26 protein-coding genes and 2 pseudogenes are annotated in these 25582 nt (G+C 71.9%); 13 read left to right on the top strand and 15 right to left on the bottom strand.

All coding sequences use genetic code 11. The features are described from left to right. Positions 1-298: 298 nt before the first annotated feature. The 6 genes from MUY22_RS14650 to MUY22_RS14625 all read right to left on the bottom strand — a co-directional run bounded on the left by MUY22_RS14650 (position 299) and on the right by MUY22_RS14625 (position 4801). The gene (locus MUY22_RS14650; RefSeq protein ID WP_247060226.1) at positions 299-1720 is read right to left on the bottom strand and encodes an aromatic amino acid lyase; all 1422 of its coding nucleotides are present in this window, start codon (positions 1718-1720) and stop codon (positions 299-301) included. Continuing rightward, positions 1717-2724, bottom strand: coding sequence for an ornithine cyclodeaminase family protein (locus MUY22_RS14645; RefSeq protein WP_247060225.1), 1008 nt, complete (start codon positions 2722-2724; stop codon positions 1717-1719). The genes MUY22_RS14650 and MUY22_RS14645 overlap by 4 nt, the downstream gene beginning before the upstream one ends. Next, entirely contained in the window at positions 2721-3263 is a 543-nt protein-coding gene (locus tag MUY22_RS14640) for a YbaK/EbsC family protein (RefSeq protein WP_247060223.1), read from the bottom strand. Before MUY22_RS14640 ends, MUY22_RS14645 begins: the two co-directional genes overlap by 4 nt. 51 nt (positions 3264-3314) lie before the next feature. Beyond that, positions 3315-3608, bottom strand: coding sequence for a DUF2516 family protein (locus MUY22_RS14635; protein WP_247060222.1), 294 nt, complete (start codon positions 3606-3608; stop codon positions 3315-3317). Between the two features lie 84 nt (positions 3609-3692). Continuing rightward, positions 3693-4379: a hypothetical protein gene (locus MUY22_RS14630; RefSeq protein WP_247060221.1), complete on the bottom strand. Its 687-nt coding sequence runs from the start codon at positions 4377-4379 to the stop codon at positions 3693-3695. Continuing rightward, the gene (locus tag MUY22_RS14625) at positions 4376-4801 is read right to left on the bottom strand and encodes a helix-turn-helix domain-containing protein (protein WP_247060220.1); all 426 of its coding nucleotides are present in this window, start codon (positions 4799-4801) and stop codon (positions 4376-4378) included. The genes MUY22_RS14630 and MUY22_RS14625 overlap by 4 nt, the downstream gene beginning before the upstream one ends. Before the next feature lie 148 nt (positions 4802-4949). On the opposite strand from MUY22_RS14625, the gene MUY22_RS14620 reads away from it, so the two are divergent. Continuing rightward, positions 4950-6122, top strand: coding sequence for a methyltransferase domain-containing protein (locus MUY22_RS14620; protein ID WP_247060219.1), 1173 nt, complete (start codon positions 4950-4952; stop codon positions 6120-6122). A gap of 731 nt (positions 6123-6853) precedes the next feature. Here the strand turns inward: MUY22_RS14620 and MUY22_RS14615 are convergent. From MUY22_RS14615 to MUY22_RS14605, 3 genes are read right to left on the bottom strand one after another with little or no spacing between them, the layout of a single operon-like run. Beyond that, on the bottom strand, positions 6854-7486 hold the full coding sequence (locus MUY22_RS14615) for a nucleoside kinase (protein ID WP_247060218.1): 633 nt from the start codon (positions 7484-7486) through the stop codon (positions 6854-6856). A gap of 1 nt (position 7487) precedes the next feature. Next, positions 7488-7874 (bottom strand): zf-TFIIB domain-containing protein, encoded by a 387-nt coding sequence (locus MUY22_RS14610; protein ID WP_305879367.1) that lies wholly within the window; start codon positions 7872-7874, stop codon positions 7488-7490. Between the two features lie 25 nt (positions 7875-7899). Continuing rightward, positions 7900-8268: a VOC family protein gene (locus MUY22_RS14605; protein ID WP_247060216.1), complete on the bottom strand. Its 369-nt coding sequence runs from the start codon at positions 8266-8268 to the stop codon at positions 7900-7902. Between the two features lie 90 nt (positions 8269-8358). Between MUY22_RS14605 and MUY22_RS14600 the strand changes: the two genes are divergently transcribed. Further along, the gene (locus tag MUY22_RS14600) at positions 8359-8820 is read left to right on the top strand and encodes a CGNR zinc finger domain-containing protein (protein ID WP_247060215.1); all 462 of its coding nucleotides are present in this window, start codon (positions 8359-8361) and stop codon (positions 8818-8820) included. 211 nt (positions 8821-9031) lie between these two features. Here the strand turns inward: MUY22_RS14600 and MUY22_RS14595 are convergent, their stop codons facing one another. Beyond that, complete coding sequence (locus MUY22_RS14595) at positions 9032-10330, bottom strand: DUF445 domain-containing protein (RefSeq protein ID WP_247060214.1); 1299 nt, start codon at positions 10328-10330, stop codon at positions 9032-9034. Between the two features lie 29 nt (positions 10331-10359). On the opposite strand from MUY22_RS14595, the gene MUY22_RS14590 reads away from it, so the two are divergent. Together MUY22_RS14590 and MUY22_RS14585 are read left to right on the top strand one after the other, a co-directional pair. Then, the gene (locus MUY22_RS14590) at positions 10360-11526 is read left to right on the top strand and encodes a pyridoxal phosphate-dependent aminotransferase (RefSeq protein ID WP_247060213.1); all 1167 of its coding nucleotides are present in this window, start codon (positions 10360-10362) and stop codon (positions 11524-11526) included. A 523-nt stretch (positions 11527-12049) separates the two neighbouring features. Next, complete coding sequence (locus tag MUY22_RS14585; RefSeq protein WP_247060212.1) at positions 12050-13264, top strand: hypothetical protein; 1215 nt, start codon at positions 12050-12052, stop codon at positions 13262-13264. A gap of 494 nt (positions 13265-13758) precedes the next feature. Here the strand turns inward: MUY22_RS14585 and MUY22_RS14580 are convergent, their stop codons facing one another. Next, positions 13759-15210 carry a PLP-dependent aminotransferase family protein gene (locus tag MUY22_RS14580; RefSeq protein WP_247060211.1) on the bottom strand — a complete coding sequence of 484 codons (1452 nt, stop codon included), beginning with the start codon at positions 15208-15210 and terminating at the stop codon, positions 13759-13761. A gap of 61 nt (positions 15211-15271) precedes the next feature. Here MUY22_RS14580 and MUY22_RS14575 point away from each other — a divergent pair, with 61 nt between their 5' ends. Continuing rightward, entirely contained in the window at positions 15272-15919 is a 648-nt protein-coding gene (locus MUY22_RS14575) for a YitT family protein (protein WP_247060210.1), read from the top strand. Here MUY22_RS14575 and MUY22_RS14570 read toward each other — a convergent pair. After that, positions 15916-16455: a Clp protease N-terminal domain-containing protein gene (locus MUY22_RS14570; protein WP_247060208.1), complete on the bottom strand. Its 540-nt coding sequence runs from the start codon at positions 16453-16455 to the stop codon at positions 15916-15918. The genes MUY22_RS14575 and MUY22_RS14570 overlap by 4 nt on opposite strands. Next, on the bottom strand, positions 16455-16664 hold the full coding sequence (locus MUY22_RS14565) for an ECF-type sigma factor (RefSeq protein ID WP_247060207.1): 210 nt from the start codon (positions 16662-16664) through the stop codon (positions 16455-16457). Before MUY22_RS14565 ends, MUY22_RS14570 begins: the two co-directional genes overlap by 1 nt. Positions 16665-16754: 90 nt before the next feature. On the opposite strand from MUY22_RS14565, the gene MUY22_RS14560 reads away from it, so the two are divergent. Both MUY22_RS14560 and MUY22_RS14555 read left to right on the top strand, forming a co-directional pair. After that, a complete protein-coding gene (locus MUY22_RS14560; protein WP_247060206.1) occupies positions 16755-17540 on the top strand; it encodes a protein phosphatase 2C domain-containing protein in 786 nt (261 codons plus the stop codon). Between the two features lie 52 nt (positions 17541-17592). Continuing rightward, positions 17593-18156: pseudogene (locus MUY22_RS14555) on the top strand (DUF998 domain-containing protein); the annotation flags it as partial. 81 nt (positions 18157-18237) lie between these two features. Here MUY22_RS14555 and MUY22_RS14550 read toward each other — a convergent pair. Then, positions 18238-19266 carry a D-cysteine desulfhydrase family protein gene (locus tag MUY22_RS14550; RefSeq protein ID WP_247060205.1) on the bottom strand — a complete coding sequence of 343 codons (1029 nt, stop codon included), beginning with the start codon at positions 19264-19266 and terminating at the stop codon, positions 18238-18240. Positions 19267-19372: 106 nt separating this feature from the next. On the opposite strand from MUY22_RS14550, the gene MUY22_RS14545 reads away from it, so the two are divergent. The 3 genes and pseudogenes from MUY22_RS14545 (at position 19373) to MUY22_RS14535 (ending at position 22178) form a co-directional block, all read left to right on the top strand. Next, a complete protein-coding gene (locus MUY22_RS14545) occupies positions 19373-20758 on the top strand; it encodes an amidase (RefSeq protein WP_247060204.1) in 1386 nt (461 codons plus the stop codon). Continuing rightward, positions 20725-21300 (top strand): TetR/AcrR family transcriptional regulator, encoded by a 576-nt coding sequence (locus MUY22_RS14540; protein WP_247060203.1) that lies wholly within the window; start codon positions 20725-20727, stop codon positions 21298-21300. The genes MUY22_RS14545 and MUY22_RS14540 overlap by 34 nt, the downstream gene beginning before the upstream one ends. Next, positions 21300-22178: pseudogene (locus tag MUY22_RS14535) on the top strand (oxygenase MpaB family protein). Before MUY22_RS14540 ends, MUY22_RS14535 begins: the two are co-directional and overlap by 1 nt. Positions 22179-22237: 59 nt before the next feature. Here the strand turns inward: MUY22_RS14535 and MUY22_RS14530 are convergent. Further along, the gene (locus MUY22_RS14530; protein ID WP_247060202.1) at positions 22238-22783 is read right to left on the bottom strand and encodes an ABATE domain-containing protein; all 546 of its coding nucleotides are present in this window, start codon (positions 22781-22783) and stop codon (positions 22238-22240) included. Between the two features lie 53 nt (positions 22784-22836). Here MUY22_RS14530 and MUY22_RS14525 point away from each other — a divergent pair, with 53 nt between their 5' ends. The 3 genes from MUY22_RS14525 to MUY22_RS14515 all read left to right on the top strand — a co-directional run bounded on the left by MUY22_RS14525 (position 22837) and on the right by MUY22_RS14515 (position 25576). After that, on the top strand, positions 22837-23691 hold the full coding sequence (locus MUY22_RS14525; RefSeq protein ID WP_247060201.1) for an alpha/beta fold hydrolase: 855 nt from the start codon (positions 22837-22839) through the stop codon (positions 23689-23691). A 95-nt stretch (positions 23692-23786) separates the two neighbouring features. After that, a complete protein-coding gene (locus MUY22_RS14520; RefSeq protein WP_247060199.1) occupies positions 23787-25187 on the top strand; it encodes a hypothetical protein in 1401 nt (466 codons plus the stop codon). Continuing rightward, positions 25184-25576, top strand: a complete 393-nt coding sequence (locus MUY22_RS14515) for a FixH family protein (RefSeq protein WP_247060197.1) — start codon at positions 25184-25186, stop codon at positions 25574-25576. Before MUY22_RS14520 ends, MUY22_RS14515 begins: the two co-directional genes overlap by 4 nt. Positions 25577-25582 lie beyond the last annotated feature (6 nt).

Below are 25582 nucleotides of genomic sequence, written 5' to 3'. Positions count from 1 at the left end.
TCCCTTGCGCGGCCCGAAAACGTCGGTGCCGGCCGATAGAGTTGAGACCGGGGGCGCCCCCACGCGCGGGGAGTGGAAGAGGACAAGCCTTGTGTGGCAAGGATGTTCGGCGCGTTGAAACCGGGGCGAGCAGCGGCAATCGACGGACTGTGTCCAGCCGATCAATCTGCAGGACAGGCCCAGCTTCTCGTCCAGACGATCAATCGGTCCACAGGGCTGGCCCACGGACGGGCGACCAGCCGCTGCGGCAAGGCGACCTCCGGCAGCGCGACCAACGCAAGCCCGGCAACCAGCCGGATCAGCCAGCCCGGCAGGCGGCGATCAGGCGCTCGATCTCGGGCCCGAGCGGACGATCCTCGTCCAGCGGTGGCACCACCGATCGCACCCATTCGTACGACTCGCGGAGCCCGGCGGCACCGTCGCCTCCAGCTAGATATCGCGCCTGGGAGCCCGTGATCAGCTCGCACGCCGTGATCGCGAACAGGTGCGCCGCGGCCGAACGCAGTTGCTCCCCCGCCGCCCACGCAAACGCTTGCACGTCCTCCTGGCCGGCCGAGGTGTCGATCGAGCCGAGGGTCGCGGGAGTCGCGAGACGGCGCAGCGCGTGCAACTCACCGACTGCGCGCTTGTGCAGCGGCACCAGTCCCGCTCGCGGGCCGGGATCGGCCGTGAGCTGCGCCGGGAGACCGCTGAAGCGCTCGTCCAGCAGCCGGTGCATCCGCTGCACCGACACTTCGCCGACGTGCACCAGCGCCGCCGTCAGCGCGTCCATCCGCAGTCCGAGGTCGACCGCGTGGTAGCCGGTGCCCGGCACGAACTCGCCGTCGACGAACGACGGTGAATCCCCGGGCATCGATTCCCAGCGCAGCCACGTCTCGCGCAGGTCCGCGGCGACGCGGTCCGCGTGCGCCAGGGCGCGCGGCGCGACCCGCACCGAGAGCGGCGACTGGACGATGTCCGGGCGCACAAAACCACCGCTGACCAGGTCGTTCAGTTCTTCCAGCAGGCGCCGCAGGTGGTCGTCACCGCCGGCCATGACCGGTGCGAACACCGCGGGGGGTGCGCCGAGGACGTCGATCGCGAACGCCGCTGTCAGCGTCTGCAGGCGAATCAGCCGTCGCGCCTCCGCCCAGCCGCGCTGCGCGTGCGTCACGGCCAGTGGAGATCCCTGGATCAGCGACGCGCCTTCCTTCGGGCCGAGGACATAAGGCGCGGCGCCACGCGCGGCGAGCGCCTCGGCCGCGGGCGTCTCGACGCCGTCCTCGAGGACCGTGCCGATCCCGAGGAATGTCTGGAAAGCGTGCGACAGCGGGATGATCTCGCCAGAACTGCCGAGTCCGGTGCGCGGAATCGCCGGGGTGAAACCGTCGTTCAGGCGGTCGACCAGGAACTGCACCAGGTCCGGGCTCACGCCCGACCACGGGCGCAGGAAGTCGCGCAGCCGCACCACAAGCAGCGCACGGACGTCTTCCGGCGGCAACCACGGCTGGCCGCCGACGGCGCGGCCGATCAGCAGGTTGCGCTGGTGTTCGGCCTGCTGCCGCGCGTCGAGCGCGACGCCCGCGAGGCGGCCCATCCCGGTGTTGACGCCGTACACCGGGTTTTCACCCTTTCGGAGGGCCGCCAAGACCTCGTCCCGACGCGCTTTCAGGGCTTCTACCAGCGGTTTGGTCAGAACCAACCGTTCACCGTCGGCGAAATCGCTTCCGGTGACGATCATCGGTACGGCAGCATGGTGCCGACGCCGGAAGCCTCGGCACGGGCCAGGATCATGTTCGCCACCGCGACGTCCGTTGTGGACAGTCCGCGGTGCCAGAACAGGATCCGCTCGGCGTCGTGCTCGCGGCCGGGCTTCTTGCCCGCCACGATGTCGCCGATCTCGGCGTGGACCCCGTCCGCGGTGAGGAGGCCGGCGTTGAGCTGCGGGCGCAGGGCGCCGAATCGCGGGTTGCCGGACTGCGATTCGCGCCAGTCGTCGACGACGACCTTGTCGATGTCGTCGAGCAGCGTGAGCTCCAGCGCGCTGATCGTGCCGTAGGGCACCAGGAAGGTGCCCGGCCGGAGGTACTCGCGGCGCACCAGCGCCTCGGGTTCGACCAGCCGGGAGGCCTCGACCTGGATGTCCGCGCCGTCCAGGGTCTCCTCGGCCGTGGCGCAGACGCGGACGTCCTTGCCGAGCCGCTCGGACAGCCGGCGGCCGAAGTCCTCACGTGACTCCGGGCGTTTGCTGGTCACGCGGATCTCGGCGAAGTCGAACAACGAGTCGAGGAGCACGACGTTCCACCAAGCGGTACCGCGGGCGCCGATGTGCCCGAGCACCCGTGAGTCCGGGCGGGCGAGGTACTTCGCGCCGACGGCGGTCATCGCGCCGGTGCGGGCTTCGGTGATCATCGTGCCGTCGACGATCGCCCGCGGCATGCCGGTGTCCGGGTCCAGCAGCAGGATCAATGCCATTTCCGAAGGGAGGCCCCGTTCGAAGTTCCCCACGAAGTCACCGACGACCTTGACGCCACTGACCTGCTTCGCCGACAGGTGGCCACGAAGGATGTTGAAGTGGCCCTTGCCGCCGTTGTCCGGCACGAGGTGCGTGCGCGGCTCGAAGACGACCTGGCCGCGGCCGTGGTCGCCGAGCACGTCCTCGACCGCGCCGACGATGTCCGCGTCCGTGACACCGAGCGAATCGATGTCGGCGCCGGTCAGGTACCGGAGCCAGACCGACGTCACTGCGCGAGACCCTCGATGACCTCGGCCCCGGGCAGCGCGGCCAGCGCGGCGCCGGCGATCAGCAGCTTGCTGCCGCGGATCCCGCTGCCGATGACCAGCTCGGGCGCGTCGGCGACGGCCTTGTCGATCAGGATCGGCCACTCGGCGGGCAGGCCGACGGGCGTGATGCCGCCGTACTCCATCCCGGTGAGTGAGACGGCTTCGTCCATCGGCGCGAACGACGCCTTGCGGACGTCGAGGCGGCGCTTGATCACGCCGTTGACGTCGGCGCGGGTCGTCGCGAGCACGAGCGCGGCGGCGAAGCGGACTTCGCCGGAGCGCTTGCCGGCGACGACGACGCAGTTGGCGGACGCCGTCAGCGGCGAGCCGTAGGCCTCGCAGAAGGCGGCCGTGTCGGCCAGCGAAGGGTCGATTTCGGTGACGCCGATGGCATCCGGCTCGGCGAGCGCGGCCAGCGCCTTGGCGACAGGCTCGGCGAGGAGGTCAGTACGCGTGGGGGCGGGAACGACAGTCAGGCTCCCGGCGATGGTCCAGGTCACGACCCCATTAAAACAGCGCCCCCGCCGAGAGCGACGGGGGCGGGAAGGAGCTCACCAGTTGGAGCCACCGCGCTGGACCTCGATGAGCTTGGGGCGGACGTCCACGATGTAGACGAGCGCCGCGGCCATCGCGGGCACCCAGAAGATCATCCCCGGGCCCATCACGCTGAACAGCGCCATGGCGAGCGTCGAGCCGCCGGTGATCAGCATCCAGATGGGCTTGGTCTTGCGGTCGGCGGCCGAATAGGCGTCGGCACGCTGCAGCAACGCGTGCACGAAGGCGAAGAGCCCGACCAGCGCGCTGCCCCAGTGGATGACTTCGAGGATCCAGTAGGCAACTAGCACAGCCACAGCTTACGGCAAACCGCCCGAACGACCCCGGCCCCGCCACCGGAGGTCCGATGGCGGGGCCGGGTGTTCACGGCGTTTTTACTTGTCGGTCTTCGGCGCGACCGGCTTCTTCGCAGCGGTGCTGGTGGTCGTCGTGGTGGTCCGGCGGGCCGGGGCGGCCGTCTTCGGAGCCGTCTTGTTCGCGACCTTGCGGGACACCGAGCGGGTCTCGTGGGCGACGTCGTCACCCAGCTCCTCGACGGCCTCGGCGGCTTCGCCGGCGACCTCGGTCACCTTGCGGGCGGTCTTCTCGCCGACCGAGCGGGTGCGCTTGGTGAAGGTCGACAGCACGCCGTCGACGCGCTCGCGGACGTCGGTGGTGACGTCCTCGACCTGGCCCTGCGCGGTGGTGAGGGCCTCTTCGAGCTGCTCAATGGCCTTCTTGACCTGCGGCTGCGCGGAGAACTTGTCCCACGCCTGCTCGCCCGACTCGGCCAGCTTGTTGTACAGCTTCAGCGCGGCCTCGGTGTACTCGTCGATGACCTTGCGCAGCTCGGCCGGGTCCAGCTTCTCGCGGAGGCTCTCGACGTCGGTCGGCAGCTCCTGCAGGTTCTTGCGGGCGCTCTCGCTGCTCTTGGCCACGTTCTCGCGGGCCTTGGCCACGGCGTCGGTGACGGCCTGGCCGGCCAGGTTGCCGGCGCCGAGCGCGGCGAGCAGCGGGGTGCGGACCTGGTCGAGGGCGGTGTTGACGGCCTTCTTGACGTCTTCGGTCTTGGGGGTGGTCATGCTGACTCCTTCTTGGTGTCTGCGGCTGGCGAGGTGTCTGTGGTGTCTGCGGTGGGGGATTCGGCGGCCGGCCGTGCCGCGGCGTTCTCCCGTCGGAAGGACTCGAAGACGTCGAGCAGGACCTGCTTCTGCCGCTCGGTCAGCTCGGCGTCGGCGCGAATCGCGTCGCCCACCGGACCGCCCGTCGGCAGATCGAGGATCCCGGCCTGCACATACAGCGCTTCAGCTGAAATGCGCAGCCCCTTGGCGATTTGCTGCAGGATCTCGGCGCTGGGCTTGCGCACCCCGCGCTCGATCTGACTCAGGTACGGGTTGGACACTCCGGCGAGCTTCGACAGCTGGCGCAACGAGATCTTCGCGGTGTTGCGCTGCTGGCGGATGTACTCGCCGATGTCGGAAGCGAGGTCCGCGACCTTCTCCATGGGGCTGCCGGATCCTGGCTGCGTCCCACCGGTTTCTGTCATCCGGTCACCTCCTTGCGACACCAATGACGCTACGCGCGCGTGCTAGCTATTGCAAGCACCCTGCTTGCACATCGGGTGTGGTGGTGCTCACCGCTAACGTGGTCCCATGACGAGCTCGGGCCGGCTGCGGCGACGGCTCGTCGAGCTGCTGCTCGACGAGGACGTCCTGCACGCCCCGGAATGGATCGCCGCGTTCCGCGCGGTGCCCCGCCACGTCTTCCTGCCGCGGTTCTTCACGCGGGCGGGCGGGCTGTGGGCGGCGGTCGACCGGGGCGACCCGGGGTGGCTGGAGGCCGTCTACTCACGCGACGTCCTGGTCACGCAGCTGGACGACGATCCCGGCCGCTGGGAGCTCGCCCGGACCACCGGCCCGGTGACGGGCACGCCCACGAGCTCGTCGAGCATGCCCGCGATCATGGCGATCATGCTCGAAGAGCTGCGGGTGCGGGACGGGCACCGCGTGCTCGAGATCGGCACCGGCACCGGGTACAACGCCGCGCTGCTCAGCCACCGCTGTGGCGCCGGCCAGGTGTCCACAGTGGACATCGACCCGGTGCTCGCCGCCGCCGCGCGCGAGCGGCTGGCCGAGGCGGGCTACCGACCCTCTTGCGCGGTCGGCGACGGCGCGCTCGGTTTCCCGGCGGGGACCGTCTTCGACCGGGTGCTGTGCACGGCGTCGGTGACGTCGATCCCGCCGGTGTGGCTGGAGCAAACGGTGCCGGGCGGGCTGATCGTGACGACGCTGAACCGGCCGATCGGGGCCGGGCTGGTCCGGCTCGTCGTGGGTGAGGACGGCACCGGGCAGGGCCCGGTCCTCGCGCGCGATGGCCGTTTCATGCCGCTTCGCGCGCACCGGCTGCCGGAGGCGGACCCGCTGCCGATGCCGTCGCGCGACGACTGGGAGCAGACGCGGCTGCCGATGTCGATGGTGCTCCAGCCGCGCAAGCAGTTCGAGTTCTTCGCCGGGCTGTCGCTGCCGGGCGTCCGGGCGGTGCGCGAGCACGACGGCCTCGACCCGAACACCGCGGGCGGCCCGGGTGAGGCCGGCCTGGCGCTGGTGCACCCGGACGGCTCCTGGGTCCGCCACCGCAAACGCGCCGGCGCGAACGAGGTCGCCCAGGGCGGCCCGCGAGCGCTGTGGGAGGTCGCCGAAGCGGCGTACGTGGAGTGGTGCGAGCTGGACAAGCCCGACCGCGACCGCTTCGGGGTGACGGTGACCGGCGAGCGCCAGGAGTTCTGGCTCGACGCCCCGGACGGCCCCACCTGGCCGCTGGCCTGACGCGCCACGCCGACACCGCGGGTCGCGCTGACGCCGCCCACGCCCTCGAAGGCCGCAGCTCACGCCAACAGCAGTTCGCCCCGACTGGAGCAGCCCACCGCAGAGGCCACGGCCCACGCCACAGCAGTTCATCGGGACCGCCATCCGCCCCGGCCCCGTACGGCCCCTTGCTCGGCACCGCGAACTCCTCGATTGACGCCATCGCGCACCCGGAACAGCCCGCCGCAAAGGCCGCAACTCACGCAACGGCAGTTCACGCCGACAGGAGCAGCCCACCCCGAAGGCAGCGGCTCACGCCGACGCAGCCCACGCCCGCAACGAACCGCAGCTCACGCCGCAGCAGCTCGCCCCGAAAGCCGCGGCTCACGCCAACAGCAGTTCACCTGACCGGAGCAGCCCACCTCAAAGCCGCAGCCGGACCGACCCGGCCGGCGCGGGTTCACCAGGCCGGGGCCGACGGCGGGAACCGGCCGCGCCGGGCGTGGCGACGAGCCCGCGATCTGCACCGGCCCCCAGCCCTGCTCACGCCAAAGCCTCGACGGCAGCAGACCGCCATCTGACGTTTCCCGCTCAGGTCGCGCCGAGAAAGAGCGACCCGCCGCAGGGCGGCCCCCACCCATCCCAGGGGGGCGTCCCCGATCCCAGCGTATCGCTACCGACCTGCGAAAACGGGGGGTGCGGAAATCTGTGGACAACTTTCGGCCTGTGGATGGCGGACTTGACAGCCGCGCTCAGTCGCGCTCAATCCGGCTACCCGGCAGGTGGGACCGGATCCACTTCTCCGCGTGGTCCGCCGTTGCTTCCGGTGGGACGTCTGTGGTGTCGAAGATCTCCACGCCCAGTTCCGGTGCCGACTTCTGGAGCCAGTCGTTGAACTCCAGCATCTCCTCGATCCGCGGCTCGTCCCACTCGCGCCATGCCGGGCGCGCGCGCAGCCTGCGGCGCAGGGACTCCGCCGAACCGACCAGGGCCAGGTAGTGGATCTCGCTGAAGAACACTCGTTCCGGCAGCGGCTCCAGCTCCGGTGGCGCGACCGTGCCGCACAGGACCACCGGGCGGCCGTTCTGGTGCAGCATCGCCGCCATCCGGAGCCAGGCCCCGCGGAACGCGCGGATGTCGCCGCGCAGGGCGTCCGCCCATAAGACGTCTTGCTCCAGCACCACCACTTCGCCCGCGAAGCGTGACGTCAGCAGGGGTCCCACCGTCGACTTGCCGGCGCCGCTGGGGCCCGTCAGCGCGAACAGCGGCAGCCGGCGAAACGGCCACCGATGTCCGCACCGGACGCACGAAAGTTCCGCGCCGACGGCGACCGGGCGGTCTGCCCGGTCGCCGCACGACGGGCAGATCCGCAGGTCGAGCGCCACTTCAGTCGAAGAGGTTCTCGAGGAAGCCGCGCTTGCGGTGGCCGTGGCCGTGCGGCCTCGGCGAATCCGAATACCCGCCGCGGTGCGGCCGCGGCGAGTCCGAGTAACCGCCGCCGCGGTACCCCTTCGGCGAGTCCGGGTAGCCGCCACCCCGGTACGGGCGCGGCGAGTCGGACCGGCCGTACTGCGGGGCCGCCCCGCCATACTGCGGAGCCGCCCCGCCGTACGGCGGTGGCTGCTGGCCGCCGTAGAAGGAGGTTTCCGCACCGGCGATGGCTTCGAGCTCACCGCGGTCCAGGAAGATCCCGCGGCAGCCCTCGCACTGGTCGATGTGGACGCCGTTCTTGTCCACGGTTCGCATCTGGTTCTGACACTTCGGACAAATCACTCATCCGAGACTACGCATGTTCGGCTCAGCAGGCGCAGAGGCAGAACGGGTGGCCCACCGGATCGGCGTAGACGCGGAACCCCTTCGGCTTGTCGTCCAGGAGCTTCGCGCCCAGATCCAGCACGCGCGCGTGCGCCGCTTCCATGTCCGTGACCTCGAGATCGAGGTGCATCTGCTGCGGGTTGTCCGCGGACGGCCACGCCGGCGGCCGGTAGTCGGGCACCCGCTGGAACGCGATGCCCGCGCCGCCGGCCGGGTTGGGCAGCGTCACCCAGTGGCCGTCGTCGGAGACGTCGGGTGCGCCCCAGTCCAGCACCGCCCGGTAGAACCCGGCCAGGGCCACCGGGTCGGGGCAGTCGATGGCCACCACACCCAGCGTCGGTACCGCACCCATCGTCGCTCCCTTCGATCACGGATAACCAGTGAACGAATTATGTGGGTTAGCGCACGAGGGTGCAACCACCTTCCGCCGTACACTGGTTCGGTGCACACCGACGCTTCCCTCGTGGTGGAGTTCCTCAACACGGTCAACGTCGAAGAGGGCGCGGACCTGCTCGAACAGCCCGGGCCGTGGCGCGAGTGGGCCGCCGGGCACGCGCTGACGGCCAATCCGGCCGCCGAGGCCCGTGCGGCGCGGGACGCGCTGCGGGCCTCGATCGGCGATCCGCGGCTGCCCGGCGGCAGCGTCGACGTGGGCACCCGGATCTCCCTCACCGACGCCGGCCCGGCGCTGATGGCGGACGACGTCGTCGGCGCGGTGTTCGCCGCCTGCACCCGCCTGGTCGTGCGCGGCGACTGGATCCGGCTGAAGATCTGCCCCGCCGACACGTGCCTGTGGGCGTTCTACGACGAGTCGCGCAACCGGTCGCGGACCTGGTGCTCGATGCGCGTCTGCGGCAACCGCGAGAAGGCGCGCGGCTGGCGGGCGCGCGCGGCCACTGGTTGAGACTCTCATCCGAGCGGTCGACCCCCGACCAGCTGTGGACAACTCGCCACACCAGCACCACATATCCACGGCCCGGGCGGGGTTGCCCCCACACGTTGTGGACAGCCGTTAGGCCATCACCGTGAAAAGTTGTGGATAACCCGGGGGATAACTCAGCTTCCTGTGGACAACTGGTTTGAACCTCTCTCGGGTGTGGTATACGGAACGGCCGTCAGAACAGCAGCTCCGCCACGGCGTAGATGACGAGCCCGGCGAGCGCGCCCACGACGGTGCCGTTGATGCGGATGAACTGCAGGTCACGGCCCACTTGGAGCTCGATCTTGCGGGACGTCTCCTCGGCGTCCCAGCGCTCCACCGTGTCCGTGATGATCGTGGTGATCTCCTGGGAGTAGTTCTTCACCAGGTACACCGCGCCACCCTCGACCCAGCCGTCCACCTTGCCGCGCATCTGGTCGTCCTCGACCAAGCGCGTGCCCAGGGACATCAGGCCCAGGCGGACGCGCCGGCGCAGTTCGCTCGACGGGTCCTCCGCCGCGTTGAGGAGCATCTCCTTGGCCGTGCTCCAGGCCGAGCCGATCAGCCGCTGCACCTCTTCGTGGTGCACGATCTGGCCCTTGACCTGCTCGGCGCGGGCCATCACGTCCGGGTTGGTCTGCAGGTCCTGTGCGAACTCGCCGAGGAACTTGTCCAGCGCCAAGCGCATCGGGTGGTTGACGTCGGTCTTGACCGCCCACGCGAACGAGAGCACCTCGCCGTAGACCTTGTCCGCGAGCATCTCGTCGACGAACTTCGGCGACCAGCTCGGCGCCCGGTCGGACACCACACGCAGCATCGTCGTGTGGTTCTCGCGCACCCATTCGTAGGCCTGGTCGCACATCAGGTCCACGAGCTTGTGGTGCGCGCCGTCGGCGAAGACGCCCTGCAGGATCTTGCCCAGCGGCGGGCCCCACGGCTTGTCGATGATCCGCCGCGCGACGGCCTGCTCCATGATCGCCTGGACGTCTTCGTCGCGGAGGACCCGGACCGCGGCCCGGACCATCGTGGCCAGCTCGGACGTCACGCGCTCGGCGTTGTCCTCCTGCGCGACCCACGCGCCCAGGCGGCGGGCGATCTCGACGCGCTTGAGCTTGTCGCGGATGACCTCCTCGGAGAGGAAGTTGGACCCGACGAACTCGCCGAGGCTGTTGCCCAGCGCGTCCTTCTTGTTCGGGATGATCGCCGTGTGCGGGATCTTCAGGCCGAGCGGGTGCCGGAAGAGCGCCGTGACGGCGAACCAGTCCGCCAGCGCGCCGACCATGCCGGCCTCGGCCGCGGCCCGCACGTAGCCGACCCAGCCCGCCCAGCCGCTGGACTGCGCCCAGCTGGCCAGCAGGAACACGACGGTGGCGCCGATCAGGAACGACAGCGCGACCAGCTTCATCTTGCGCAGCGCGCGCCGCTTTTCCGCTTCACCGGCTGCGCCGCCCGGCGGATCGGCCGGGGTCACCTTGGCGGGGGTCAGTTGCTCCACACCACCATTGTCCGCGAGGATCGCTGATCGTGCGCGAACCTGCTCTCGTCCCCCGGCTGCGGCCCTTCACGTCGACCATCTTCGCCGAGATGACGGCGCTGGCCGTCAAGCACGACGCGGTCAACCTCGGCCAGGGCTTCCCGGACACCGACGGACCCGCCGGCATGCTCGACGCGGCCAAGAACGCCCTGTTCGGCGGCGCGAACCAGTACCCGCCGGGGCCCGGCCGCCCCGAGCTGCGCGCGGCCATCGCGCGGCACCGGCTGCGCTACGGCACCGAGTACGACCCGGACACGGAGATCCTGGTCACCGCGGGCGCCACCGAGGCCATCACGGCGACGCTCATCGCGCTGACCGAGGCCGGCGACGAGGTCGTCGTCATCGAGCCGTACTACGACTCCTACGCCGCCGCGGTCGCGATGGCCGGCGCCCAGCGCCGGGTCGTCGGGCTCGTCGAACGCGAGGACGGCCGGTTCGGCCTCGACGTCGACGGGCTGCGGGCCGCCGTCACGCCGCGGACCCGGGCGATCCTCGTCAACTCGCCGCACAACCCGACCGGCACGGTGTTCACCCGCGCCGAGCTCGAGGCGCTGGCCGCGCTCTGCGTCGAGCACGACCTGATCGCGATCACGGACGAGGTCTACGAGCACCTGGTGTTCGACGACGCGGAACACGTCCCGCTCGCCACGCTGCCCGGCATGCGGGAGCGGACCGTGAGCATCTCCAGCGCGGGCAAGACGTTCAACTGCACCGGCTGGAAGATCGGCTGGGTCTGCTCGACGCCCGAGCTGGTCGCCGCGGTCAAGGCGGCGAAGCAGTTCATCACCTTCGTCTCCGGCGGGCCGCTGCAGCCGGCCGTCGCGCACGCGCTCGACCACGAACTGCCGTGGGTCGACGGGCTGCGCGCGAGCCTGCAGGAGAAGCGCGACCGGCTTTCGGCCGGGCTCGCCGACGCCGGGTTCACCGTGCGGCCGACGGCGGGCACCTACTTCGTCTGCGTCGACGTCCGGCCGCTCGGTTTCACGGACGCGGCCGATCTGGCGTGGGAGCTGCCCGGCCGGGTCGGGGTCGCCGCGGTGCCCGTCAAGGTGTTCACCGATCACCCGGACGAGTGGAAACATCTTTTGCGTTTCGCGTTCTGCAAGCGCAACGACGTCATCGACGAGGCCATCACCCGGTTGCGCAAACTGGTCTGACGTCCGACGGCGAAGCTTCCGCGGCGGCGCAGACGCGAGTCCCTCACATGCCGCATCGCTTCGTGACGCTCCGCCACTGCCGGAAGCGCGCGAACGCCGCCGTCCGGCCGCCGACGGTCACGGACCGCAGCCTGCCGTCTCACAATTCGGAAACATGCTGATCGGTTCGTCGAAATCGGCGAACACGCACCCAGTGCGACCGCTTGGGCACGGTCCGCGACCCGTGCCACGAAAACATCAGGTCAACGCCGAATGGGCCCAACTCCGGCACTCGTCCGAATGGCCGCAGAGAGGCGTCCGAACGGCACTGAGAGTGATCAACTCGTCGGCCGTAGATACCTTGCCCGGTAGGGCCGTTCCGCCTTACGGGCTGGATAGAACGCGGGAGAGGTGAAAGACTCCCGAGCGGTGCTAGAAAGAGTGCAGCCCCGGGGGATCTGCGACCTGGCCGGAGAAAGACCCCAGCAAGATCAGACTCGAGCGGGTATCGCGAGAGCCTCAGGCGCGGATGGTGGTGGTGGCGGTGAGTGACACGGTATTCGTGCGCCCCGGCGCCCCGGCGCGGCCCGCGTTCACAGCCGGTGAAACCCCTTCGCGGATGCGCGCTCCGCGCCCGTGGGCGGCAGCGCTCCCTCGGCCCGCGGCCCGGATCCTGCTCGCCGGCGGGCTGACGCTGGCCGGCTGGCTGCTCGGCGCCGCACTGGCCGGCAACACCGCTTCCGCCGCCGAGACGGCGACGTCGTCCTGCCCGCACTCCTCGGTGTCCCGCTCTTCGGAGTCCACTGTGGAGCACGGCAAGCACGGCCACCACCGCACGAGCCACCGGGACAACGGCGCCGCCACCTGCGCGCAGCAGCCGAAGTCCGATGACGGCACCAAAACAGACGAAACGCAGACGGACGAGACGCCCGCAGCGGAGACGAAGCAGTCGGTCCAGCAGCAGAGCCTGGCAAAGGTCAGCGCGAAGCAACAGTCCACGAAGGACGTCCAGACCGACGAAGCGCCCTCGGCCAAGAAGACCACCGCGGCCACATCGTCCGGTGGTCTGCTCGGCGGGCTCGTCGGCGGCGTCCTCAACGTCGTCGGCGGGACGCTCACCACCGTCACGGACACCGTCGGCGCGGTCACGCACACCGTCGCCGCCGTCACCGACACGCTCAGCCACACGGTGCTGGCGCCGCTCACCCAGCCGCCCGCGGACAACCCGGACGCGCCGGTGCTGCTCCCGCTCGACGACATCCTGGACCCGGTCCTCAACGGCGGGTCGAACTCGGGTGGCGTCACGGCGACGGTGCCCGACGCCGTGAGCGGCGTCGTCACGCAGGTGACGACCCCCGCCACCGAGACCACGTCCGCCGCGACGCCGACGCCGACGTCGACGCCGGTCGCCGCGACGGAAGAAACCCAGACCCGCACCGCCGTGGTGCACCTGGTCGAGGTGCAGAACGCGCTGCCCGCCGTCCACCAGGAGCAGCCGCGCGATTCCGGCGTCCACGCACGCGACGGCGGCGACTCCACCCCCGGTCTTCCCGGCCTCCCCGGCGGGACGTCGGCGCCGAGCGCGCCGGCCAGCAGCGCCGCCCCGGGCCACGACGGCCCCGGTGGCGCCCGCCCGCAGTTCGCGGTGCACTCCGACGACGTGACCACCACGCAGCTGAAGCTCATCGGAGCCAGCCGCGACCACGACGTCGACGGCGCGGGGCGCGAAGCCGCCCTGCCCACCACCTCCCCCGACTGACCCGACCGGGCAACCGGGGAGAACTGCGTCCAAAACAAGATCAACTTGCCGGACGTCCACGCTGATAACGCGTAGTGTTTTCCCTGCTTAAGTACGTAATCCGTGACTCTTTCACGTCTCGTGACGCCTAGCCGCGTCCGACGTACCCCAGGGGCCTTCCATGTGCACCACCCACAGTCTTTCCGACCGGCCGACCGCGCCCGGCCGGGTCGGATCCCGGTCCCGGCGTCGCACTGCCCCTGCGACGCCGGGACCCACACCGGGCGTGCTCCGGGAGTTCCTGCTCACCGCGCCGAGCAGGGACTCGCTTTACCGAGAGCCCGCCTGAGCCGCCGGCTTCCCGGCACGTCGAGGGGCTGTGCCGGGAAGCCGCGGTACCCGCAGCGGAGTCACGTACCGCCGCGGGTGGTGGAAACAGACCGGTGCGCCGGATGCACACGAACGCCGCCCATCCCTGGGAGCAGGCTCGCATCCGGCGCACCGGTTTGTTCTTCCTAGGAGATCGGGACGTCCAGGGAGCGCGGGGTGCCCTGGACCGCGGCCGCCGCGGCGCTCAGCCGCCGGACGGCTTCGTCGATCCGCTCCGGCGGCAGTGAGAACGGCAGCCGGATCCAGCGCTCCAGGCCGCCGTGGACGCCGAAGCGCGAGCCCGGCGCGATCTGGATGCCGTGCCCCGCGGCCGCCACCGCCAGCCGGGAGCTCACCGGCTCCGGCATCCGGCACCACAGCGAAAGCCCGCCCTTGGGCAGGCTGAACGTCCACTCCGGCAAGTGCGTGTGCACCGCCGAAACCAGGGCGTCGCGGTTGCCGCGCAGCTCCGTGCGACGGCGGCCCAGCGCGGCCCAGCCCTCGTCGCCCAGCAGCTCCGTGAACACCACCTGCTCGAACACCGGCGACCCCAGGTCCACCGCGTAGCGCGCCGAAACCAGGCGGCCGAGCAGGTCCTCCGATGCGCGGATCCAGCCGATCCGCAGCCCGCCCCAGTGCGACTTCGACGCTGAGCCGACGCAGATCGCCAGGTCACCGGCGAACGCGGCCAGCGGCGGCGGGCCGTCCAGCGGATCACCCTCGAGGTCCAGCTCCACCAGCGTCTCGTCCACCACCACCGGCGTCCGCGCGCGGGTGAGGACCGCGCCGAGCCGTTCGCGCCCTTCGGCGTCCAGACGCAGGCCGGTCGGGTTCTGGAAGTCGACGACGAGGTAGGCGAACCGCGGGGCCGCCTGGCGCAGCGCCGCGTCGACGCCGGCGATGTCCCAGCCGCGCGCACCGGTCGGGTCGAGCGCCACCGGCACCGGGATCGCGTGCGCGGCGCGGATCGCCTCCAGCGCGTTCGGGTAGGTCGGCTGCTCGACCAGCACGCGGTCGCCCGGGCCCGCGAGCATGCGCAGGGCCAGCACGAACGCGTGGTGCGCGCCGTTGGTGACCATGACCTGCGCGGACGTCGTCGGCAGCCCGCGCTCGGTGTAGCGCTGGGCGATCTTCTCGCGCAGGCCGAGCAGGCCGCGCTCCTGGTAGCCGTGGTCCCCCAGGTGGCCGAGGAGCTCGCGGCGGGCGACGTCGACCGCGCCGATCATGCCCGGGATGGCCGGTGACGACGCGTGGGTGAAGTCGATCAGGTCGTCGCCGACCGCGGCGAGCGGCTCGCGGCGACGCCGCCCCGGCGCGGCGATCCACGACCCCGCGCCGCGGCGGCTGGCGACGAACCCGTTGTCCCGCAAGCGGTCCAGCGCGCCGCCGATGAGCGTCCGGCTGGCGCCGAGCGCGTCGGCCAGCTCGCGCTCGGCGGGCAGCCGGGTGCCGAGCGGGAGCTGGCCGTCGAGCACCTGCAGCTCGATGGCCGCGGCGAGGTCGGCCGCACCCTGCCGGGAGCCTTGCCGCCACGAGCCCAGCATGACGGCCAGTCGCGGACCGGAGATGCGTCCACCCAGTGGGAGCGTGGGTTCCATCAGGCCAATATCCTGGAATTGGCTATGGTTTACAAGGCCACTTGACGTCGATAGTGGTGACGTGGCTCAGATCGATCTCCGGCCCGTCCGGATCTCCCGTGACCCCGCCCGCCGCAGCTTCCAGCTGCTCGCGGGCCTCGCCCTCTACGGCGCCAGCGTCGCCCTGGTCACCCGGGCCCGCCTGGGCCTGGAACCGTGGAGCGTGCTGGCCGAAGGCGTCATGAAACGCACCGGTCTCACGTTCGGCACCGTGACCGGCGTGGTCTCGGTGGCCGTGCTCCTGCTGTGGATCCCGCTGCGCCAGCGGCCCGGGATCGGCACCATCGCGAACGTCGTGGTCATCTCGGTGGTGGTCGACCTGGTCCGGGCGGTGCTCCCGGACCAGCACGACCTCGGTTGGCAGATCGCGCTCCTGGTCGGCGGGGTCCTGCTGAACGCCGTCGCGACCGCCACCTACGTCGGCGCCCGGCTCGGCCCGGGCCCCCGCGACGGCCTGATGACCGGGCTCGCCGGGCGCACCGGCTGGTCGGTCCGGCTGGTCCGGACCGGCATCGAGGTCACCGTGGTCGGCGCGGGGTTCCTGCTCGGCGGGACCGTCGGGGTCGGCACCGTGCTCTACGCCCTCGCGATCGGTCCGCTGACCCAGATCCTGCTGCCCCGGGTCGTGTGGCGCGAACCGCAGCGCGAAGAGCAGGAGCCCGTTCACTAACCCGCCTTGCGCTGCTGCACGATCCGCCGCAGCGTGACGTAGTCGGCGCCACGGCGGGCGAGGACGTCGTCGGTGCCGCGTTGCTGGGCCAGCGCCAGCAGGATGTGCTCCTGCCCCAGGTGCTTGTCCCCCAGCCGGACGGCTTCTTTGAGGCTCAGCTCGAGCGTCTTCTTCGACTGGGCGGTGAACGGGATGTGCCCGCGCTTGGCCTTGCCGAGCCGGCCGGCGAGGGCGCCCGCGCCGTGGGTCTGCTCGACGCGTTCCACGATCTGCTCGACGTCGATGCCGAACTCGGTGAGCGCTTCGGCGTCGGCGTCGCTGACCCCGCCGCGGCGGCGGGTGCGCTCCAGTTCCGCGGTGACGTCTTCGGTGGAGACGCCCAGCTCGGCGAGCAGCCGGACGCCGTCGCCGTCGGCGATCTTGACCAGCCCGGCGAGCAGGTGCGGCGGCGCGATCTCCACCGACCCGGACTCCCGCGCCACGATCTGCGCCTCGACCACCGCCAGCCGCGCGTCGGCCGTGAACCTCTCGAACATCAGTTCCTCCCGTACTTCTTGTGCACGGCCTGCCGGCTGACCCCCAGCTCGGCGGCGATCTCCTGCCACGACCACCCGTGCATCCGCGCACTGCGGACCTGCACGGTCTCCAGTTGTTCCAACAGCCGCCGGAGCGCGGCGACCGCGCGCAGTCCCACTCGGGGATCGCGGTCGCCGGCCCGGGCGGCCAGGTCCGTCGCTTCCGTCATGATGTCAACCTACGTTGACGTCTCGGCCTTGTCAACCTGAGTTGACGTCGTCAGCGCGAGGAACCCGCCCGGGAGCCGTACAGTCGGGTGATGCCCGAGATCGTGATCGCCGAGCGGGCCGGGGTGGGCGCCGACGGCCACCCCCGCCCGACCGAAGACCACGTCGTCGTGCTGGACAACGCGGTTCTGCTCCTCGACGGCGCCACCTCGTCGGACCCCTCGCTGCCCCCGGGCGGCTGGTACGCGGAACGGCTGGCCCGGCGGCTCGCCGACGACCTGCGCACGACGCCCGAAGCCGACCTCACCGACGTCCTGACCACGGCGATCGCCGTCGTCACGGCGGAGAACGAGCTGCGCCCCCAGCGCTCGCCGTCGAGCACCGTCGCGGCCGTGCGCTGGCTCGACGACCGCGTCGACGCGCTGGTCCTCGCCGACAGCCCGGTGATCGGCTTCGGCGGTTTCGGCACCGACGGCGTCGACGTCGTCTCGGACGACCGGCTCGCGGGCCTGCGGCGACGCGGGATGCTGCAGACCGGCGCCGACGTCCGGCGCCGGCGCAACGCCCACGACGGCTTCTGGGTCGCCGAGGCCGATCCGGGCGCCGCCGCGCACTCGGTCCGGCGCAGCTGGCCGCGGGCCGACGTCGACGCCGTCCTGCTCGCGAGCGACGGCGTGTCCATCGGCGTCGACCAGTACACGCTGTTCGACTGGCGCGAAGTCCTGGCGACCACCCGCGCCAAGGGGCCGGACGCGGTCCTCGACGCCGTCCGCACGGCGGAGAAGCAGGACCCCGACGGCGACCGCTGGCCGCGTCCGAAACGCCACGACGACCAGGCGCTCGTCCTCGTCGACTTCGCGGCCTGTTCCAGGGTCTGATTCAGGGTCTTCCCGGATCACCGCCGTCCGGTTCTTCGGGACCCTGGACGGCATGGGGACGGAACAGGGGAAACGCACCCGCCCGTGGCGGCTCGTCGCGGTGTGCGCGATCGGCTGGGGGCTGTTCACGGCCGTGGTGCTGCACATCATCAGCTCGCACGACCCGGTGTACGACACGCTGTCGAGCTACACCGTCACGGACCGGGGTGAGGGCATGCTCGCGGCGAGCGTGCTGTCACTGGCCATCGGCTCGCTGGCGGTGCTCGGCGCGCTGCACGTCGCGGGTGTGCCGCTGTCGCGGACGACGCGGCTGCTGCTCGCGCTCTGGTCGCTCGGGATGGCCGCCGCCGCGGTGTTCCCGGCGAGCTACCCGGAGGCGCCGAACCCGCTGAGCGGCGAGGTCCACCTCTACGCGTGCCTGGTCGCGTTCTGCAGCCTGCCCGGCGCGGCGTTCACGTTACTGGAGCCGCTGAAGGGGCGGCCGGAGCGCGTCGCCGTCGTGCGCGCGCTCCGGCTGAGCGCGGTCGCGTTCGGCCTCTTCGCCCTGAGCTTCGTGTTCGTGCGGCTGAGCGAAGCCGGCGTCGAACCGTTCCACGCGGTTTCGGACGTGGTGCCGATCGGCGTCACGCAGCGGGCGTTGCTGCTCGCGGACGTCGTGCTGCTGTTCACCTTGCTGCGGGTGGCGACCCGGCTGGAGTCAGCGTTCGACAGCCGCCGCGAATTCGGGCGCGTAGCCGTACAGGCCGGGCATGCCGCCGGTGTGCAGGAACACCACGTGGTCGTCCGGGGCGAAGTGCCCCGCCCACTCGACCAGCGCGGCGGCCACCTTGCCGGTGTAGACCGGATCGAGCACGACGCCTTCCGTGCGCCCGAACAGCCTTAGCGCGTCCCAGACCGCGTCGGTCGGGATGCCGTAGCCGGGGCCGAGCGTGGAGTCGCCCAGCCGGACGTGGTCGAGCGACGGCGGTTCGACGCCGAGCAGCTTCGCCGCGCCGGAGGTGAGTTCGCGCAGGTTCTCGGTCGCCTCGTCGAGCGGGTGGCTGACGCAGGCGACGCCGACGCCGAGGCCGCCGAGCAGCCCGGCGGCCAGGGCCACCCCGGCCGCCGTGCCGCCGCTGGCGTGCGGGACGACGAGGTGGGCGCGCTCGATACCGCGTTCGGCGAGCTGAGTCGCGAGCTCGTAGGTGGCGCGGACGTAGCCGAGCGCGCCGAGGTCGTTCGAGCCGCCGACCGGGACCATGGCGATCTTCCGGCCTTCTCGCGCGGCTTCGGCGACGAGCCGGTCGTACGTCCGGCCGGTCTCCTCGCCGTCGGCGCAGACGTGGACGGTCGCGCCGAAGAGCCAGTCGAGCGGGATGTTTCCGGAGTGCTCGTACGCGTCGCCGTCGCGCGGGACCTTCGCGGTGAGGACGAGTTCGCAGCGCAGGCCGAGCTTCGCGCAGGCCGCGGCGGTCTGGCGGCCGTGGTTGGTCTGCAGCGCGCCGAACGTGATGACGGTGTCCGCGCCGGCCTCGAGGGCGGCGCCGAGGTGGTACTCCAGCTTGCGGAGTTTGTTGCCGCCCGCGCCGAGCGGGTGGACGTCGTCGCGCTTGAGCAGGAGGTTCGGCAGGCCGAGGGCTTCGCCGAGCCGGGGCGCTTCGTGCAGCGGCGTCGGCCAGCCACCCAGGTCGACGCGGGGCACGGCGTCCAGCGCGGCGGTCGGGAATCGGTCGAAGTCGAACGTCATCGGCCCTCCAGGCTCGGTTGTCCGCCCACAGTAAAGCGGGAGTGGCCGGAGACCGTCGGTATCCGGTAACGTTCGTTCGAACGAACGAGAACCCTCGGGGGCAGCCATGACCGCGACACCGAAGACCGGGCTCGACTTCACCGGGCTCGCCGCGCAGGCCGCCCAGCTCACCGCGGGCGAGGTCACCGCGGCGGAACTGACCGCGGCCGCGCTCGGCCGGGCGCACGCGAGCCAGCCGACGCTCAACGCCTTCCGCTACCTCCGCGACGACGACGCCCGGGCCGACGCCGCCGCGGCCGACCGGCGGCTCGCGGCCGGTGAACGCGGGCCGCTGCTCGGCGTGCCCGTCGCGATCAAGGACGACGTCGACCTCACCGGCCTGCCCACCGCGTTCGGCTGTCCCGGCACCTTCCCTGCCGCCACCCGGGACGCGCCCGCCGTCGCGCTCCTGCGCGAAGCCGGCGCCGTGATCATCGGCAAGACGAACACGCCCGAGCTGGGCCAATGGCCGTTCACCGAAGGGCCGGCCTTCGGGACCACACGCAACCCCTGGGACCTCGGGCACACGCCCGGCGGTTCCTCGGGCGGGAGCGCGGCCGCGGTGGCGTCGGGGGTCATCGCGGCCGCGCTCGGCTCGGACGGCGCCGGCTCGGTGCGGATCCCCGCCGCGTGGACTGGGCTCGTCGGCATCAAGCCCCAGCGCGGCCGCATCCCCACCGACGGCGAGCTGTTCCACGGCCTGACCGTGCTCGGCCCGCTCGCCCGCACCGTCGAAGACGCCGCCCTGCTGCTCGACACCACCACGGGCACCGGACGGACGTTCCGGGCGGCCGCGGCCCGCGAGCCCGGGCGGCTGCGGATCGGGCTGTCGACGCGGATCCCGTTCACCGCCACCAGGACCCGGCTCGACCCGGTCGTCGAAGCCGCCGTGCGCCGCCTCGCCGAGTCGCTCGCCGGGCTGGGCCACGAGATCGTCGAGATCGAGCCGGACTACGGGCTGATCGGCCTGACGTTCCTGCCGCGCTCGCTCACCGGCGTCCGCGACTGGACGCTGCGGGTGCCCGACCGCGCCGGGCTCGACCCGCGCACCCGCAGCAACGCCGGTCAGGGCCGGCTGCTCGCCGGGCCCGCGCTGCGGCTCGCCCGCGCGCTCGAGCCGGGGCTGCACCGCCGGATCGGCTCGGTCTTCGGCCGCGTCGACGTCCTGCTGACGCCGACGACCGCCACCCCGCCACCGCCGATCGGCACCTTCGACGGCCTCTCCGCCTGGGAGACCGACCAGGCCATGATCGCCGCCTGCCCGTACGCTTGGCCGTGGAACGTGCTGGGCTGGCCCGGGGTCGGCGTCCCGGCCGGGCGCACGGCAGGCGGGCTCCCGCTCGGGGCCCAGCTGCTCGGCCCGTCGCACGCCGAGGAGCGGCTGATTTCGCTTGCCGCGCAACTGGAAGAGGTCGAGCGGTGGCCGGAGCGGCATCCCGAGACAAGCTGGTAAGCACCCGGGAAGCCATCCTGCGCGGCGCGCTGACCGTCGTCGGCGAACACGGCGTCGGCGGCCTCACGAACCGCCGGATCGTCGCCGCGGCCGGCGTTTCGCTCGGCACGCTCACCTACCACTTCCCCAGCCAGACGGCGCTCCTGCGCGAGGCGATGCTGCTGTTCGTCGAAGAGGAAACGACCAAGCTCGGCGCGATCGTCGACGGCCACCGGTCGGACGGTCTCAGCCTCGAGCAGGCGGCGACGATCGTCGAGCACGTGATCGCGCAGCTGCCGTTCGGCGCCGACGAGCTCGGCGCGCACGAGCTGTACCTCCAGTCCGCGCGCGACCCGGAGCTGCGCGAAGCGTCTTCGCGCTGCTTCGCGGCGTACGACGAACTCGCCGTGACGATCCTCGAAGCGCTGGCCGTGCCGGAGCCGCGGCGGCTGGCCGGGCCGGTCGTCGCGCTGATCGCCGGGCTGCAGCTGCGCCGGCTGGCCACCGGCGACACCGCGACGCCGATCGCCGAGCCGTTGATGATGCTGATCCGCGGCGCCTGATGGCCCGGCCGATCGTGCGCGGAACAGCCGCGTGGAAGTACTTCGGCGACTTCCGCGACGGGCTGCTGGCCGGGCAGGTCCTGGTACTGCAGGTGGCGCACCCGGTCGTCGCGGCCGGCGTGCGCGATCACTCGAACTACACGGAAGACCCGTGGACGCGGCTGATGCGCACCGTCGCGTCGCTCGCGATCTACGTCTACGGCGGTCCATCCGGCGCCCGGGTCGAGGCTTGCCGGTTACGGGAGTTGCACCGCGGCTTCACCGGCGTCTCCGAAGGACATCGGTACAGCGCGCTGAACCCGGCCGCGTACGCCTGGGTGCACGCCACGCTCGTGAAGGCTCCCGTTGACGCGCAACGGTTCTTCGGCCGAGCACTGTCCACTTCGGAGCTGGACGAGTACTACGCGCAGATGTGCGACATCGGCCGGCTGCTCGGCGTGCGCGAGCAGGACCTGCCGCCGGACTGGGCCGCGTTCGAGCGTTACTACGACGGGATGGTCGCGGGTTTCGAGCCGAACGCGACGCTCGAGACGCTCTTCGAGACGTTCCGGACGGTCCGGAAGCCGGTCTCGTGGCTGCCGGACTCGTGGTGGCGGCGGCACGTCCGCGGCTAGCTGTTCCTGATCAGCGCGACGCTGCCGCCGGCGGTCCGGACCCGTCTCGATCTACAGTGGACAGACCGCGACCAGCGGCGGTTCAAGCGGTTCGCGGGCCTCGTACGGCTGGTCTGCACGCCGATCCCGGCCTGGCTGCGGACGGCGCCGATGCGCTGGGTCGGGAAGCTGAACGTCTGGTTCCGCGCCCACCCCCGCGCCTACCGCCTGCTGGTGCGCCACGACGACGGCCCCGGCGCCCGCCCCGAGACGCATCTTTCGTAGGGAAAGTGCCGCTCAGCGTCTCCGGTGGAGCTTTCGCTGAGAAAGTTGCGGTTGGGGCGTCAGGGGGTGTCGGAGCGGAGCCGGGCGTAGTGGGCGCGGGCTTTCGCGCGGTTGCCGCAGCGGGCCATCGAGCACCACTGGCGGTTGCGCCGGGGGGACGCGTCGCTGAAGCGCAGGCCGCAGTCGTCGGCCGCGCAGATGCGGACCGCGGCGCCGCTTGGCGCGAGGTCGATCGCGTCCGCCGCCAACGCCGCGAACGCCGACGCCACCGGGTCCGGCGGCGTCGGGACTTCGCGACACAACCCGCCGTCGCCGAACGCCAGCCGCGGGGGTGCGGCCGGGGCCGCGGCGGCCGTGGTGTTCACCAGGTCGACGTCCTTCCACTTGGGCAACCGGGTGAGCAGCACGCGGTCGATCGCCTCGCGCAACGCCTTCGCCGCCAGGACGTTCCCGGCCGTGACCGCGCCCGTCGTGAAGCCGGCCAGGCCGAGCCACTCGGCCAGCGCGTCCGGACCGGTCAGCAGCTCGACGCCCTCGGTGTGCCGGGAGCGTCGCGTGTTGACCAGGTCGAGGCACGCGCGGCCGCCGTCGAAGACCCATTCCATGCCTTCATCCTAACCCTTGAATGCGGTTAGAACCCCGCGTACCGTCTAACCCCATGAACCGGTTAGGGAACATGGCGACGGTGAACGACCTGCGGATGCACTACCTGCGCGCCGGCGACGGTCCGCCACTGTTCCTGCTACACGGCTGGCCGCAGACGTCGCACTGCTGGCACAAGGTCCTCGAACCGCTGGCCGAGACGCACACCGTGATCGCCCCCGACCTGCGTGGTTACGGCCGCACCGACAAGCCGAAGTCGGGCTACGACAAGCGCACCATGGCCGCCGACGTCGCCGCGCTGGCCGAGCACCTCGGCTACGAGCGAGTCGCCGTCGCCGGGCACGACCGCGGCGGCCGCGTCGCGCACCGCTGGGCCCTCGACCGCCCGGACCAGGTCGAACGCCTCGCCGTGCTCGACATCGCGCCGACCCGCGCGATGTGGCAGCGCCTCGACACCGGCGTCGCGAAGGCCTACTGGCACTGGCTCTTCCACCTCCAGCCCGACCTGCCGGAGCTGCTGGCCGGCCAGAACATCGCCGGCTACCTCGGCTACTTCTACGAGCGCTGGACCTACCAGCGCCACACCCTCGACCCGGACGCCGTCGCCGAGTACGTCCGCGCGTTCTCCCAGCCCGGCGCGCTGCGGGCCGGTTTCGACGACTACCGCGCCTCCTTCCCGGACGACGCCGGGCTCGACGACGCCGACTTCGCCGCCGGAAAGCGGCTCACCCAGCCGGTTCTCGCGCTGTGGGGCGCGAACGGCCTGCTCGGCACATTGCCGACGCTGGAGATCTGGCGGGAGTACGCGACCGACGTCACCGGCGTCGCGCTCGCGGAGTGCGGGCACTTCCTGCCCGAGGAGCAGCCCGGCGAAGTCGTCTCCCACCTGCGGAAATTCCTGAACCCCTGAGATCCCCGGGGGTCCGGGTCCCCCGGGGAGGGGACCGAGGTTCCCTCGCCGCCGTGACGCCCGCCACCCCGCGACGTCGCTAGGTTCAGACCACGATGGGGACCACACCTAAAGCGACTTTGCTGCTCCTGCTGGCCTTGCTGGGGATCGCGCTCGGCACGGGGACCGCGCACGCCGACGGCGCGCCGACCGGCGCCGACGTCCAGGTGGCGCAGACGCTCGGCGCGCGCGAGCTGACCGTGATCATCCGGCGGGTCGACACGACGCCGTCGCCACTGCGGGTCGACGTCGTGACGCACCAGGGCACCGCACCCGGCACGCTGCACCTGGCCGTCGCGGCCGACGGCGTCGTGACCTCGCGGGGTGACGTCGTCCTCGGCGCCGAGCCGGGCGTGTACCCGGGGACGTTGGAGGTCGGCAAGCCCGGGCCGTGGCTGCTTTCGCTGAGCGACGGCACCGGGCCGGCCGCGACGATCCCGTTCCTCGTGCCCGCGCGCGTCGTGCCGCCGTGGGAGAGGGCGACCTACGGCGGGTTCGTCGCGGCGGGGGTGTTCCTGCTGCTCGCGCTGGCCGTCGGGGTCCGGGCGCGGCGGACGGCGTTCGCGCTGATCCCGGCGGGCGGCATGGTCGCCGCCCTCGCCGTCGCGGTCACCGGCGCGCTGCTGTCGGCGAGCACTCCCCCGCCACCCGCGCCCGGCAGTCAGCTCGACCCGACGTTCGACAACGTCACCGACCCGTACGCGAACGCCCAGTTGTCCACTGTGGACTACTCACGGCCGCCGGTGAACCTCGCGGTGCGCGTCGAAGCCGGCGACCTGCGGCTGGCGCTCACCGACGGCGCCACCGGGCTGCCGGTCGACGACCTGCTCATCCACGACAACGCGCTGGTGCACCTGGTCCTCGTCTCGCCGTCGGGGCGGATGAGCCACCTGCACCCGGTGCGCGTCGGCCCCGGCGACTACCGCGTCCGGCTGGCCGATCCGGAAGCGGGCACGTACGCCGTGGCCGCGGAACTCGTCCGGCGCGGCGGCGGCGTCCAGCTGGCCCGGTCCACAGTGGACGTGCGGGGCACCGCCGCGCCCACGCCCGAACCGCCCGGCGCCGGAAAGCGCACGATCGACGGCACCCCGGTCGACCTCACGATCTCCCCCGGCACGCCGACCACCGTGACCGCACACTTCCCTGCCGGCGACCTCCAGCCGTGGCTGGGCATGCTCGGGCACCTCATCATCGCCGGGCCGATCACCGGGCCGGACGTCGGCGCGGCCGCCGCGAAAGCCCCGACGTGGGCGCACGTCCACGCCATGATCCCGCCGGTCGCGGGCCAGCTCGACCGGCCCGACGAGACGGTCGCGGCTTACGGCCCGGACGTCAGCTTCACCTACACCTTCGCCACGCCCGGCCGGTACCGGATCTGGCTGCAGGCCGAACGCGGCTACCGCGTGCTCACCATCCCCGTGGTGGTCGACGTCCCGACGACAGGAGCCGCCCGATGAAACGCCCGACGTTGCTGATCACCGTGGTCGCGCTGGTCGTCGCGGCCGGGGCCGCCTGGCTGCTGTGGGGTGGCAGCGGCGCGAAACCCACCACGCAGCAAGCGACTTCCGGCCCGTACACCGTGCAGTTCTCCGCGGACCAGCCGCGCATCGGCGGCAACACGTTCGCGGTGGCGGTGACCGGGCCGGCGCCCGAAGCCGTCACCGTCGCGCCGGTCATGGCGCAGATGGGGCACGCGCTCGCGCCCGTGGCCGCCGGGCCGGACGGGCCCGGCCGCTTCCGCGCCGCGGACGTCGGGCTGCCGATGTCCGGGCAGTGGGAGATCACCGTCTCGCTGCAGGGCCCGGGCGGGCCCGCGCAGGTCGTCTTTCCGTTGCTGGTCAAATAGAAAGGT

Origin of the sequence: Amycolatopsis sp. WQ 127309 (assembly GCF_023023025.1) — a bacterium.
Classification (GTDB): domain Bacteria; phylum Actinomycetota; class Actinomycetes; order Mycobacteriales; family Pseudonocardiaceae; genus Amycolatopsis.
This window is presented reverse-complemented; position numbering and strand designations above follow the sequence as displayed.